The organism is Prochlorococcus marinus XMU1405, assembly GCF_017696275.1.
Classification (GTDB): Bacteria; Cyanobacteriota; Cyanobacteriia; order PCC-6307; family Cyanobiaceae; genus Prochlorococcus_A; species Prochlorococcus_A marinus_AB.
Window position 1 is genome coordinate 120,967 of record NZ_JAAORF010000002.1, and the last position, 11,738, is coordinate 132,704.

Genomic DNA, 11,738 nt, shown 5'->3' on the forward strand with positions numbered 1-11,738 from the left:
TTTTTAACTATCACGATTTGTAAGCTTTTCAGCAACTAATTCGTCCTCTAACTGCTTTATTAATCTTGATACAAGACTTTGAAATTCTGGCTGACAGCCTTTAAATGCAGCTTTATGTCTTATTGGCTCATTTCTAGTTCTTAAATCAGTAAGCATTAATTGTAATGCGTCAATTTTGGGATTTATTTTCATAGTTTTAATTTATATATTTACATCTTTTAAATCATTTGCATAGCTTTTTTAAAAGAAATCTTTTTATTATCATTCGAACTTGTAACTTCTATTAATTTATTTATGGATTCTTTGTTTTTTAAAGAATCCATACAACATTTCGCAACTAATCTTCTTGGGATTGATCCATTAATTTGAGTATCCTCCTTTGAATAATTTATATTTTCTGATTTAATATCTTCAATTTCTTTTAATCCTCCAGGTCTAATAATAGTCCATTCGAAATTTGAATTTCGTAGAAAGTTTTCACCTAATTTCTTCCAAATAAGAATTAAACCAAACAAGTTTAATGGGTGAAATAACTTTCCAGTACAAAGAGAACTTACCAAAATAACTCTCTTAATGCCAACTCTTTTGCAACTCTCCAATTGCCTATATACACCTAATGCATCAACCTTTGCAGGACCGGTTAAATCTATTGATGCTCGCGCACCAGTAGCAATTATCAAAGCATCAATATCTTTTAATGCTTTATCAAGTTCTTTTTTATTGTCTAATGAAACTCTAATTGTTTCCAAACTCTCTAATCCTTCTGAAACTTTTGAATTCTTTCTAATAATTTGCCTAACTTTATACCCTTTTTTAATTGCCTCTTCAGAAATCCTATAACCTGTTTTCCCAGATGCACCTGTAATTGCTATTTTCATGATTAAAAAACTAACTAAATTATTATATAAATTTCTTAAGGCTTTTTACATATAAATTTCTTTTTTCTTTTGGGATAAAGAGTCCGACACAAATAACATTTTGTTCCATCACAGCCTCTTGCTGTACAGTACTCTCTGCCATAAAAGATTATTTGCAAATGTAAGGTATTCCAATCATTAATAGGAAATATTTTTTTTAGGTCTTTTTCTGTTTGAACTACGCTATCTCCATTTGATAGACCCCATCTTTGTGACAACCTGTGTATGTGAGTATCGACTGGGAATGAGGGTATTTTAAATACTTGAGACATTACAACTGATGCTGTTTTATGACCTACCCCTGGCAGAGATTCAAGCTTCTCAAAAGAATCTGGGACCGTACCATTATGCTTCTCAATCAATAGTTTAGATAAGTTGTAGATGTTCTTTGATTTTTGATTAGATAGACCTAAAAATTTTATGTATTCGTAAATCCCATTAATACCTAGCTGCATCATCTTTTCTGGATTATCTGCAACCTTAAATAACCTTTTTGTTAATTCATTAACTTTTTTATCTGTTGATTGAGCACTTAAAACTACGGCGACTAGAAGTGTATATGCATTTGTATGATCAAGGGGTATTGGAGGCGATGGATATAGCTTTTTGAGTTCCTTGCTTATTATTTCTGCTCTTTCAGACTTTCTCATTAAATTTGAAAATTGATTGATGTATAAAATTATACAAGAGATATTTTTGTATAATATTTTCTGCTAATTTAATATATTTAAAGAATAAAAATTTTGTGAAAAATGATGCGTTAATAATTGATGATCTGCATCATAAATATGATAAGCGAGAATGTTCAAATTGGATATTAAACGAAATTAACCTGAAAATTGAAAATGGCGAATTATTAGGGTTGCTTGGTCCTTCTGGTTGCGGAAAAACTACTCTTTTACGATTAATTGCTGGGTTCGAATACCCATCTAAAGGGAGAATTTCTCTAAATGATAAGGAAATTTCAAGTAGGGAAAAAATTCTTAGTCCTGAGAAAAGAAATATTGGTATGGTTTTTCAAGACTATGCACTTTTCCCTCACTTAACTGTTTTGGAAAATGTAATTTTTGGTTTGAAAAACAAAAAAGACAGATCTAGAGTTGATTATTTATTAAATGTTGTTGGTCTTGATAGTTTTGTTGGAAGGTACCCACATGAACTTTCTGGTGGTCAAAAACAAAGACTTGCAATTGCAAGAGCTCTTGCTCCAGGTACAAATTTTATTTTATTAGATGAACCTTTTTGTAGTCTTGATATGCATGTCAAACTAAAATTGAGAAGTGAACTTCCTAATATTCTAAAAGGTTGTAATGCAAGCGGATTGATGGTTACTCATGATCCGGAAGAAGCAATGTCAATTTGCGATAAAGTCGCCGTTATGAATGATGGAAAAATACATCAAATTGATTCACCAATTAACCTTCTAAATAATCCCAAGACCATATTTGTTAGTAGTTTTATTTTGGGCAATAATATTATTAGTCTCAAAAAAAATGGTAATTCATATATTTCTTGTTTAGGTGAAATAAATTGTTCAGAGTATTTGAAAAATACAAGTATCAAAAGTATGTCAATTTCGCCTAAATTTATTTCAATTAAAAGGTCAGAATCTGGTGATGCGATTGTTATGTCTAAAGAATTTCTTGGAGAATTTCTTTTATATAAAGTATCTATTAATGGATACATATTAAGGGTTAGAACTGATATTAATAATCTTCTAAATAATGGTGATAAATGTTCTCTTTCTATTAATAAAAATATTTATTATTTTTTATATCCTGGAGCACATAAGGTACATATATAGAATTTATTTATAGGCAATTACACTTGCCTCCCTTCCAATTAGAGCATTTTTTCTTTTTACATTTCTTTTTTTTACTTTTATATATTTTTTCAGTTAATAGCAGTTCAGAAAAACTGTACTCTAAATTCATTTATAGTATTGCGAGTGATTTTCATTATCATATTATTTAATTTAATTTAAAGGATTTATTAATTACTAATTTATACAAAATGTTGTATTATTCATTTAGATACTTTGTTGAATATGAATGAAAATAATTTAAGAACAAAGAAATTAATTAATTTTGGTCCATCTGGAAGAGCTGTTGCTCAACCGATAGACAATAGTTTATTAGATAACATTTTTGAACATCTAACAATGGAAAGATATGCAAATGTTCAATATTTTTCTATGTATCTATGGTTTCAAGAACGTGATTTAAATGGATTTGCCTCTCATTTTCTAAGTGAATCACAAGGCGAACTGGAGCATGCTCAGAAATTTGCAGATTACTTAATCGCAAGAGGACAGAGCGTTAAATTAGATGAAATTCCTTCACCCGTTCAAACATGGGATTCTATAGAGGAGCTGATTTCTTATTCTTTTAATATGGAGGCTGATTTAACTTCATCTCTACAACAACTTTATTCCATTTCAGAAAGAATTTTAGATACAAGAACTAACGTATTTTTAGATCCTATTATAGAGGCTCAAACACAATCAGAAGATGAATTTGCGAACATACTGGGCAAGGTAAAGTTTGCTTCTAATCAACCTTCGGCAATATTACTAATAGATAGTGATTTAAAGAAAAAATAAATTACTTTCAAATTTATTTTCATTCAATGTCCTTTTGGTTATTTCAAAAAGTAAATTCGAAAAGTTAATTTTCTCATTATTTTTATTTAAGAGTTCAGCTATTTTATGAATCTCTTTAACTCTTTTAAAAATATTTTTGTTTTCAGCAAATAATCTTCCCTTCAATGCTTTATTTTCTGTAGTTTTATAGGATTGCTTGATATTTCTGAGTCTATTCGATAAAACATCAATTTCCATTAACAAGTTGTTTGTAAGTGATTGTGATTCCTTCATGTTTTTATAGCGGCGATGTTTCAATAAAAGAAGGGGCAACACTGACTGTTTGGGTCCCGATAGGAGCTATTAATAACTCAGATGATCTTAATTTAGAAATTAATCTTGTTGATGTTACTCGTGTAGAACCGATTAATTCGCCAATCCTTTCGTGAGTTAACCTAAAAGGTAACTCACACCATTGGCCACATCTTTTACCAAGACGATTTACTAGTATTGAAAACAAGGCTTGTAATCGCTGCTCTGCATTTCCTAAGTGTCTAATCCTAAGGAGTTGCAAAGTCCATTCATTTACTGCATCGAAACCCATATTCTCATCAATATTTACATTGCTATGAAACGACAAATCTGTTAGTGCTTCAACGCAGACACCTTCGCTACATAAAAGGTCTGTCCTTAATTGATCTCCTGATTGTAAAAATGCGAGCGTCATTCCTTCAGTTTCTTCACAAGGACAATAAACTCTTGCAATTCCACTCTCGACTTCTAGGCAAGTCCCTCTTGGTCTTGATGAAGGATCTATTAATACAGATTGTCCAGTAATTATCCTTACTAATTTTGACGGAGATTCTCCATAACTATGGAAATTCATTAATTTAAATATGATAATGAGAATTATTATCAATTATGCACTATAAATTTACTTATTGCAATAGATTCTCATTATCATCGAATATCTGAAGTTTTTCTTTACATAGTATTTAGCAATATAATTTAGATAGAATTGCTAAAAATTTTATTTTTGATGAGCGTAAATAGAGTTTGTTTTAATTGTGGAAGTTCTTCGTTTGTCTCAGATCGTTCTTTAGGAGGTAAGATTGTCTGCTCTAAATGTGGATCTTCTTCATTTAAAAAAAAATCCTCTTCATTTTTAAAAAGCAAAAAGTTTGTATTCCTTGCTATTGCCATAGCTATTTTTATAATTGTTATTTAGATAATCTGTTTATATTCCAAAGTCCATTATTTTTAACCACCTCTACATCAATGCCGTATAACTTATTAAGATTCTCACTATTTATAACTTTATTTTGATGGCCATCAGCGATTATCTTGCCATCTTTTAGCATTAGGACGCGATCATATATTCTTGTAATCATAGAGATATCATGAGTAACGCAAAATATTCTGGTATTTAATTTTGATAATTCATTAATCTTATCAACAACAAAAAACTTTGATTTATAATCTAAATTTGCAATTGGTTCATCTAGGATCAAGATATCTGGTTTTTTTATTAACGCCCTAGCAATGAGAGAAATTTTTTTTTCTCCATCTGATAAATATGAAAAATATTTTTTAGATAAATTAGAAATATTCATTTTCATCATTATTTTTTGAACTTTATAAGAGTCTCTTTCAGATTTATTTTGTACGTAACAATACCTTCCATATAGTCCACTTAAAATTAAATCAAAAACTTGCAGATTTGGATTTATTCTATTTTTTATATCATTATTTACGGTACTTATTCTTTTTCTTAGTTCCCATAAATTTATAAGTTCTTTGCCAAATATTTTTAATTTTGATTCATTAGCTATTACAGGATAAATGTTTCTATTAATTACTTCTATTAAAGATGATTTACCTGAGCCATTTGGTCCAATTAATATTACATTTTCTAAATACGATATCTTTAAATTTAAATCTTTAATTACTCTAAAGTCATTTTTAAAACAATTTATATTTTTTGCCTCAAACCAAAAGTTATTAACCACTAGAACTTATTGCTCCAAAATATAATTAATTGAATTGAGCTTAAAATAAATATCAAAAGATAAAGCCAATTCAACCATGAAGGTCTATTTACTTTCTGCATAAATTATATTAATAACATAAAAAATATAAGCGGAGCAGCAAATCGTATAAATGTTTTTCTTATGATATTCAAATTATTTATGATTTCTAATTTCTTTACCTCAGGTGGATATTTCATTATAACTTTTTCGTATACATTGAGATTTTGAGTTTTATTAATATTTCTCCAAGGTTCATCTTTATCTTCAGACTTCTTATACCATTTCCAAAAGTAATTTATTATTCTATCTTCTCCCAATAATTTTATTTCATCTTTACTTACATATCCCATATTGTGATTATATGTTTGCGTTTTTAAAATCATATAATCCTCATCAAATATCTTATAAAAAATCTTTCTTTGATTCTCTTTAAATAATAAGAGGTTGTTAAGTAGTTTATTTTGTAGAAATTTCCTATAGTGCCTAACTATTACTCTTGCTTTGTTATCTCCTAGTGGAATATGATCTAAAACTTGTAAATATCTAGCTGCAGAAGGATCTCCTTTATAAATTAATATCCGTCCAGGTGGGATGTATTTTATCCGGATAAATTCATTTTTAGGGTTGTTCTTGTAGTAATAAATACTTTCAATATATTTAGGTGTAACATTAATTTTCTGGTTGAAACTAACTAATACATTTTTATTAACATCTTTATCAGGAATTGTATCGCCGTGAACCCAAAATAGATGAAGGATATCTAAGTGATTTTCAATTATCCTTGACCAATCACATTTAAAGTCGACTAATGCTTCTTCAAATACATAATCCTTTTCTGAAAAACCATTATCAGTTAAATCGTAGTTAATTATTGGTGAATCTTCACTAATATTGTTTAAATCGGTGTCGGATTTTTTTGAGTAATGTACAAAAATATATCCATTCTTTTCTAGAGCTTTGTATTGAGATAAGTGAATTCTTTTGGCGTAGTTATCGTAGTTATTATCAACTATGTGACTACATGTTATTCTATCCAGATTTTGGCAACTTCCACCAGATGAGAATTTAGCTCCATGATATGGACAGGTTATAACTCCATCTGATAGTGTTCCTCCAAAAAAAGAGGCTCCCCTATGTGGACAAATATTTTTAATGCACCTAACGTTTTCATTCTCATCTCTATAAAGAACAAGAGGCTCATTATAGAGTGAAAAATAATTCAGCTGATTTTTTTTTAGTTCTTTTGAAGGACAAATTGCATACCAACCAAATAAACCTATTTTTAATTCATTTTGATTTTCTCTAATATCTAACGAGTCAATTTTTACTACCGTTCCTTTTTTAAATGGCTTAAGAACGGTATTAAAGTCTTTTGATTTAAAAAAATTAATTTGTCTGTTTTCCATAAATTAATTTCTTTTTTAATTGACTGTTTATCTTTCGGAACTATAACCCAAGTAAATAATCAATTTCTTATAAAAAGAAAATTCTCTATTATTTGTAGCAATAATTATATAGTTATTGAAGAATATTGATTCCCTACCGTATTTATGTATCTTAATGTCATGTTTTTTGTATCTTTTGTGATTCTTTCAAATTTTTTATGTAATCAATAGCATCATCAATATTTTTGTGGAAATTACACTGGCCTAAATAACAACCTATAAATCTTAAGAATTTTCTCTTGCCACCACTAATCTCATATCTATGTATTGTTCCCCCATCTATAGGAGCGTATATAAGTTCTGGTAGTGCCATATTTAATTTGTATTTAATTCTCAATTAAACAATAATTCATGTTCAAATACATTTCCATAGCTCAATCATATATTTAATAATTAATTTACTTATTTTTGGATAATTATTTATTGAATACCAAAGTATTATTTGTTATTTATTAATTATTGATAGGGACTTTACTATGCCAAAAGCATTTAGGCGTTTTTTAAAAAAACTACCAAAAAAAATTCAAACTTTAAAGTACTCATTTAGAGAATTTTTATCTTCAAAAATATGAAATAGCTGTTAAGTTCAACAATTTTTTAATTTCTATATTTTTAATAAAACTTGGTCCGCAAAGTTAAACTCTAAACTATATTAATCCTGCAATTTATGAAATTTTATGATCAAAAGATTTTTTACTATATTCATTTTAACTTTGCTTCTTCTATTTAATAGTCCAGTTTACTCATTAGATACTTCCTCTAAAACTCTTGAAAAGTATACTAAAAAGATTTCTAATAAATTCACTAGAACTTATTGCAACACTACCAAATTCGGGATTTCTTATGATGGAGCTTTGGCATTTGCTATTGGAGAGACTAATAAGGAATTTAAAAATAATAAATTAAATAAGTATATAGATTATTCTCTATTAAAAAATTCAATAGTTAATGATTTAGAAAATAATTGCCAAGTTTATGATTTTGCTATTAGTAAATTAGAAAATTTAAAATTCAACTAGAAAAATGTAAATTGTTAAAGTCTTATTTTTTACCTATCCAATCATTGGGTTTCTCCATCATCCATTCGAAAACCCCCTTAGCATCAAGGTTTTTAGATGCATAAACAAATAAAACTGGAAATATTAAAATTACTGAGCCAATAACTGCTAACTCTATCTTGCCGATCCCCATCTCAGTTACTGTTAAAGCAAAATAATTAATCATTATCTTTATTGAATTAAAAATTATATCTACATAATTTACAAAAAATTTTAATTCTTTCACTTTTATATGAGAAATCTTAATTTTTTATAGTGAAAGATATTTGTATAAAGTACCTATTTTATTGGTGCAGACTTTTTAATAATTTTAATAATATGCTTTTATTTGATGGTTATGAATCATGAAATTATTATTTTCACACCTATTTTTATAGTATTGATTGGTTTTATAGTTATTAGAATTTTAAAGAAAAGAAAGAGATCAGCTAAAAGTATTTATAAATTAATAGATGATTTAGAAAAAAAATACATTTATTAAATTTTTTTTTAGAAAAAATTAATCAAATTCTATACCAACTTCTTCTTTTAAATCTCTCTCCAAATCTGGAAGATGTGGTTCAACCCAATGTTCTTTGTTATCAATACCAGCTGCATTTACATAATTCATAATGTGTTGATCCACTTGCTTGTAAAGATCATGCAAATTTAAATCCATACGAATATCATGCGCAATTTCAGAAACTTGTTTTTCAGTTAGACAATGATCTGGATGAAGTAAATCACAACATGGAATTCTTTTCTCAATCAATTCATTCAGATTGATTTTAATTTCGTAATCTTGATGAACAGTCATTTATTTTATATCTTTAATTTTATTCTAATTATGTTTAAATTTTTGTATATATTTAGTCAAGAAACAAAGTTTTTTTATGAAGTGAATAATTTTAAATAAATAAATCTTCTAAATCTTTATACAAATCATCATTTTCTTTTTCTTTAGGTTCAAAGTGATCTATTGAAATTTCTTTTTTTGAGGTGTAGAAAAGATATCCAAGGGCTCCTAAAAGTAAAGTTGTTGGTAAAATCATGAGCATTTAATTGACTTATAATGAATATAGTGCAACACTTACTATAGTCAAGTGCTGAACTTTAATTAATTTATAAATGCCTACCAAGAAAAAAAGAGTTGGTTTTATCCCTAGAGAAGATGTTATGAGAATAATTGATAAGTTGAGTATCGAGAACAATTTAAGTAATTCAAAAATAATAAGTATTTTGGTAGAGGAAGCTCTTTCTATAAGGGGCATATTTAATAAAAATAATGGTAAAGCAACTCCATCATTTCAACTTCCTAAATCTCATCCACAAATCTTAACAGATAATTCTGCTAACTTTATAGATAAATCAGAACCTCAAATCGATACTAAATTAGTAAATCATCTTAATCCAGGTGATTATACCCAATTAAATGAAGTAAATAACGAGGCTTTTGACTTGAATACTTATAAAAAGTTTTTATCATTCCTTAAATTTCAGGAAATGACAGAAAAATATGATACATAAAAAGTGTTGCTTAGTGCTGTACTGTGCGTTAAATTAGAATTGCATTTATAGGTGATTTTTGTATTAGAAATTATTTACTACCATTTCAAAAAACCTTAATAAAATTTATCCATAAAATATTTATTCCTATGAATTCATCTCTCCCAGTTTTATCTGTAAATCTACTCCCTCCAGATAAATTATATTGTAATTTTAGTTATTGGAGTTCTTTGTTCTCTCAGGATATGCAAATTTTATGGGATAGAGCTCATGGAGTACCTTTAGAAAAACTGCCAAAAGGGGTTTCTGATATGATTTTTCCGTATTTATTGCTTGCACTTTCAGACTATAAGACTTCTCAAATAAATAAAATGAATGGAATAGGATTAGATAATCTATTAAGCCTTTGGTTTGATAAATACTTATTAAATAAAAATGGTTACTTCGAGCTAATTAAAAAATAATTTTACATCAGATTTATAATGTTAAGTTTGGTTGCCATCAAAAATGTATTGCCACTTAAACTTTTTTAAGTGATTCTTTTCGAATTGGCACATCAATAATCTTGCTATAAATAAATTAATTGGTTTGATGATGAATTATTTAAACTTCTGTTTAGCAAATATATGCTTGGTCGTTTTCATAATGCTAATCAGAAGAGATATAAAAATTATAAAAGCAAGATAAATGAAATTTAATTCAAAGACCCTAAGCTTGATATTAAATATATTATTTTGCTTATTTATATTTATTATTTAAATTTTTAGTCTTCATTCATTTTTTTTTTTAATATCAAAAATTAATATTCAAGTTTGGTTGACTTTTATTTTTAATGAGACGATAATGACAAAAATAAAATTTTATTGTGAATCCTCTTTCAGATACTTTTGATGATTTTGTTGATGATCTACTTTCATCCGATGTTAATTTGTTAAAAGGGGAACTTGATTTTCTTCTTATGCAACATTTATTTAATACTATAGATTTGAAGCTTATAAATAAAAATGAAACTAATGATGACCATTCATTGGCTGCTTAAATTTTTATGAAATATTTTTATGAAAAGTTTTGGGTTCCAGTTTTTGGTTTTATTTTATCTAAATTTGTTTTTTTAATAGAAGGTAAAAAGCATGACTCTAAAAATAAAAAAGAAATAGATTAACTACTTTTTTCTTCATAAAGTATTTTTAAATACATAAATTAAGTGAATATATTTTGATAACAACAAAAGTAGTGCTTTAAATTTATGAACATATGCAAGGTTGATATATGTAGTTATTGCTTTTTAGCAAATAAAAATGAACAAAAATTATATATTGAAGCCTTATACAGTTCATTATCGTGATTTTCAAAATATAAGATTAGAAAATTGTTTTTATGCTTTTGACGCTTATGAGGCTAGAACTCTAGCAATGGAATTTAATAAATATATCAATGAACATCCAAACAGTATAGACCTAATAAGATGCGAAAAATGAATAAAAGTTTTTAGTAACCTAAAGTAATTTATTTAAACGCTTAAGAATTTATCAATAACTGATTGACTCAACTCACTAGTATTTCCGCTAGCAACGATACCCCCTCGTTGCATAGCATAATATCTATTGGCTTGCCTTACAAAATGCAAGTGTTGTTCAACCAGTAAAACACCAATTCCTGTTTCTCTAATAATCTGATTGATTGCATTTTCAATATCTAAAACTATATTCGGCTGAATGCCTTCAGTTGGCTCGTCAAGTAGTAGAAGCTGAGGTTTGCCCAGCAAAGCTCTTGCAATAGCTAGTTGCTGTTGTTGTCCTCCACTAAGATCTCCCCCTTTCCTTGGTAAAAAATCTTTTAGGATTGGGAAGAGATCATAAATAAATGGATCTATTTTCTTGTTCTTAGATAAGCCACCTGGCAGAGACTCCATTCCTAACATAAGATTTTCTTCAACTGATAGATATGGAATAATTTCCCTCCCTTGAGGAACGTAAGCCATTCCTTTCCTAGCCCTCTGATGAGGCGCTTTTCTGTTGATATTTTCGCCAATCAAATAAATATCGCCTTTTTTTTGTTTTAGTAAACCAATAAGAGATTTCAATAAAGTTGTTTTGCCAACTCCATTTCTTCCAATCAAACAAACCATTTCTCCTGATTGAACATTTAAATCTACATCTCTGAGAATATGACTTTCGCCATAATATGTATTCAATGATTTGATTTCTAGTAAGTTTTTCATA

At 27.7% G+C, this 11,738-nt stretch carries 20 protein-coding genes; 7 read left to right on the forward strand and 13 right to left on the reverse strand.

All coding sequences use genetic code 11. The features are described 5' to 3' along the window. Positions 1-3 precede the first annotated feature (3 nt). The 3 genes from HA148_RS04150 to nth are packed head-to-tail and all read right to left on the reverse strand — an operon-like array spanning position 4 to position 1,567. A complete protein-coding gene (locus HA148_RS04150; RefSeq protein ID WP_002805798.1) occupies positions 4-192 on the reverse strand; it encodes a hypothetical protein in 189 nt (62 codons plus the stop codon). A 26-nt stretch (positions 193-218) separates the two neighbouring features. Further along, positions 219-878 (reverse strand): SDR family oxidoreductase, encoded by a 660-nt coding sequence (locus tag HA148_RS04155; protein WP_209130460.1) that lies wholly within the window; start codon positions 876-878, stop codon positions 219-221. 35 nt (positions 879-913) lie between these two features. Beyond that, the gene (nth, locus tag HA148_RS04160; protein ID WP_209130461.1) at positions 914-1,567 is read right to left on the reverse strand and encodes an endonuclease III; all 654 of its coding nucleotides are present in this window, start codon (positions 1,565-1,567) and stop codon (positions 914-916) included. Positions 1,568-1,662: 95 nt separating this feature from the next. Here nth and HA148_RS04165 point away from each other — a divergent pair, with 95 nt between their 5' ends. Both HA148_RS04165 and HA148_RS04170 read left to right on the forward strand, forming a co-directional pair. Beyond that, entirely contained in the window at positions 1,663-2,721 is a 1,059-nt protein-coding gene (locus tag HA148_RS04165; RefSeq protein WP_209130462.1) for an ABC transporter ATP-binding protein, read from the forward strand. Positions 2,722-2,964: 243 nt separating this feature from the next. Further along, positions 2,965-3,519 carry a ferritin gene (locus HA148_RS04170; RefSeq protein ID WP_209130463.1) on the forward strand — a complete coding sequence of 185 codons (555 nt, stop codon included), beginning with the start codon at positions 2,965-2,967 and terminating at the stop codon, positions 3,517-3,519. Here the strand turns inward: HA148_RS04170 and HA148_RS04175 are convergent. The 6 genes from HA148_RS04175 to HA148_RS04200 all read right to left on the reverse strand — a co-directional run bounded on the left by HA148_RS04175 (position 3,505) and on the right by HA148_RS04200 (position 7,286). Beyond that, entirely contained in the window at positions 3,505-3,792 is a 288-nt protein-coding gene (locus HA148_RS04175) for a hypothetical protein (RefSeq protein ID WP_209130464.1), read from the reverse strand. The genes HA148_RS04170 and HA148_RS04175 overlap by 15 nt on opposite strands. A 4-nt stretch (positions 3,793-3,796) precedes the next feature. Further along, entirely contained in the window at positions 3,797-4,384 is a 588-nt protein-coding gene (locus HA148_RS04180; RefSeq protein ID WP_209130465.1) for a Crp/Fnr family transcriptional regulator, read from the reverse strand. Positions 4,385-4,506: 122 nt separating this feature from the next. Continuing rightward, entirely contained in the window at positions 4,507-4,701 is a 195-nt protein-coding gene (locus HA148_RS04185; RefSeq protein WP_209130466.1) for a hypothetical protein, read from the reverse strand. 17 nt (positions 4,702-4,718) lie between these two features. Beyond that, the gene (locus HA148_RS04190; RefSeq protein WP_209130467.1) at positions 4,719-5,507 is read right to left on the reverse strand and encodes an ABC transporter ATP-binding protein; all 789 of its coding nucleotides are present in this window, start codon (positions 5,505-5,507) and stop codon (positions 4,719-4,721) included. Positions 5,508-5,611: 104 nt separating this feature from the next. Further along, complete coding sequence (locus HA148_RS04195; RefSeq protein WP_209130468.1) at positions 5,612-6,934, reverse strand: Rieske 2Fe-2S domain-containing protein; 1,323 nt, start codon at positions 6,932-6,934, stop codon at positions 5,612-5,614. A 157-nt stretch (positions 6,935-7,091) separates the two neighbouring features. Then, entirely contained in the window at positions 7,092-7,286 is a 195-nt protein-coding gene (locus HA148_RS04200) for a hypothetical protein (protein ID WP_025931807.1), read from the reverse strand. Positions 7,287-7,650: 364 nt separating this feature from the next. On the opposite strand from HA148_RS04200, the gene HA148_RS04205 reads away from it, so the two are divergent. Next, positions 7,651-7,992 (forward strand): RNA-binding protein, encoded by a 342-nt coding sequence (locus tag HA148_RS04205; protein WP_209130469.1) that lies wholly within the window; start codon positions 7,651-7,653, stop codon positions 7,990-7,992. A 22-nt stretch (positions 7,993-8,014) separates the two neighbouring features. On the opposite strand, the gene HA148_RS04210 is transcribed toward HA148_RS04205, so the two are convergent. From HA148_RS04210 to HA148_RS04220, 3 genes are all read right to left on the reverse strand, one after another. Next, on the reverse strand, positions 8,015-8,257 hold the full coding sequence (locus HA148_RS04210) for a hypothetical protein (protein ID WP_245152012.1): 243 nt from the start codon (positions 8,255-8,257) through the stop codon (positions 8,015-8,017). A gap of 273 nt (positions 8,258-8,530) precedes the next feature. Beyond that, positions 8,531-8,827, reverse strand: coding sequence for a hypothetical protein (locus HA148_RS04215; RefSeq protein WP_209130470.1), 297 nt, complete (start codon positions 8,825-8,827; stop codon positions 8,531-8,533). Between the two features lie 91 nt (positions 8,828-8,918). Then, entirely contained in the window at positions 8,919-9,068 is a 150-nt protein-coding gene (locus tag HA148_RS04220) for a hypothetical protein (RefSeq protein WP_209131088.1), read from the reverse strand. A 70-nt stretch (positions 9,069-9,138) separates the two neighbouring features. Here HA148_RS04220 and HA148_RS04225 point away from each other — a divergent pair, with 70 nt between their 5' ends. The 4 genes from HA148_RS04225 to HA148_RS04240 all read left to right on the forward strand — a co-directional run bounded on the left by HA148_RS04225 (position 9,139) and on the right by HA148_RS04240 (position 10,994). After that, positions 9,139-9,537: a hypothetical protein gene (locus HA148_RS04225; RefSeq protein WP_209130472.1), complete on the forward strand. Its 399-nt coding sequence runs from the start codon at positions 9,139-9,141 to the stop codon at positions 9,535-9,537. Positions 9,538-9,665: 128 nt separating this feature from the next. Next, positions 9,666-9,980: a hypothetical protein gene (locus HA148_RS04230; protein WP_025968001.1), complete on the forward strand. Its 315-nt coding sequence runs from the start codon at positions 9,666-9,668 to the stop codon at positions 9,978-9,980. 401 nt (positions 9,981-10,381) lie between these two features. Further along, entirely contained in the window at positions 10,382-10,555 is a 174-nt protein-coding gene (locus HA148_RS04235; protein ID WP_209130474.1) for a hypothetical protein, read from the forward strand. 259 nt (positions 10,556-10,814) lie between these two features. Further along, positions 10,815-10,994: a hypothetical protein gene (locus tag HA148_RS04240; RefSeq protein ID WP_209130476.1), complete on the forward strand. Its 180-nt coding sequence runs from the start codon at positions 10,815-10,817 to the stop codon at positions 10,992-10,994. A 32-nt stretch (positions 10,995-11,026) separates the two neighbouring features. On the opposite strand, the gene urtE is transcribed toward HA148_RS04240, so the two are convergent. Continuing rightward, positions 11,027-11,737, reverse strand: a complete 711-nt coding sequence (urtE, locus tag HA148_RS04245; protein WP_209130479.1) for an urea ABC transporter ATP-binding subunit UrtE — start codon at positions 11,735-11,737, stop codon at positions 11,027-11,029. Position 11,738: the final 1 nt, after the last annotated feature.

Bases quoted from the DNA above. Each gene is read 5' to 3' on its own strand.
- HA148_RS04240 (WP_209130476.1), top strand. From the start codon at position 10,815: ATGAACAAAAATTATATATTGAAGCCTTATACAGTTCATTATCGTGAT.
- HA148_RS04155 (WP_209130460.1), bottom strand. From the start codon at position 878: ATGAAAATAGCAATTACAGGTGCATCTGGGAAAACAGGTTATAGGATT.
- HA148_RS04230 (WP_025968001.1), top strand. From the start codon at position 9,666: ATGAATTCATCTCTCCCAGTTTTATCTGTAAATCTACTCCCTCCAGAT.
- HA148_RS04180 (WP_209130465.1), bottom strand. From the start codon at position 4,384: ATGAATTTCCATAGTTATGGAGAATCTCCGTCAAAATTAGTAAGGATA.
- HA148_RS04215 (WP_209130470.1), bottom strand. From the start codon at position 8,827: ATGACTGTTCATCAAGATTACGAAATTAAAATCAATCTGAATGAATTG.
- nth (WP_209130461.1), bottom strand. From the start codon at position 1,567: ATGAGAAAGTCTGAAAGAGCAGAAATAATAAGCAAGGAACTCAAAAAG.
- urtE (WP_209130479.1), bottom strand. From the start codon at position 11,737: ATGAAAAACTTACTAGAAATCAAATCATTGAATACATATTATGGCGAA.
- HA148_RS04150 (WP_002805798.1), bottom strand. From the start codon at position 192: ATGAAAATAAATCCCAAAATTGACGCATTACAATTAATGCTTACTGAT.
- HA148_RS04200 (WP_025931807.1), bottom strand. From the start codon at position 7,286: ATGGCACTACCAGAACTTATATACGCTCCTATAGATGGGGGAACAATA.
- HA148_RS04225 (WP_209130472.1), top strand. From the start codon at position 9,139: ATGCCTACCAAGAAAAAAAGAGTTGGTTTTATCCCTAGAGAAGATGTT.
- HA148_RS04220 (WP_209131088.1), bottom strand. From the start codon at position 9,068: ATGCTCATGATTTTACCAACAACTTTACTTTTAGGAGCCCTTGGATAT.
- HA148_RS04205 (WP_209130469.1), top strand. From the start codon at position 7,651: ATGATCAAAAGATTTTTTACTATATTCATTTTAACTTTGCTTCTTCTA.
- HA148_RS04185 (WP_209130466.1), bottom strand. From the start codon at position 4,701: ATGGCAATAGCAAGGAATACAAACTTTTTGCTTTTTAAAAATGAAGAG.
- HA148_RS04175 (WP_209130464.1), bottom strand. From the start codon at position 3,792: ATGAAGGAATCACAATCACTTACAAACAACTTGTTAATGGAAATTGAT.
- HA148_RS04170 (WP_209130463.1), top strand. From the start codon at position 2,965: ATGAATGAAAATAATTTAAGAACAAAGAAATTAATTAATTTTGGTCCA.
- HA148_RS04195 (WP_209130468.1), bottom strand. From the start codon at position 6,934: ATGGAAAACAGACAAATTAATTTTTTTAAATCAAAAGACTTTAATACC.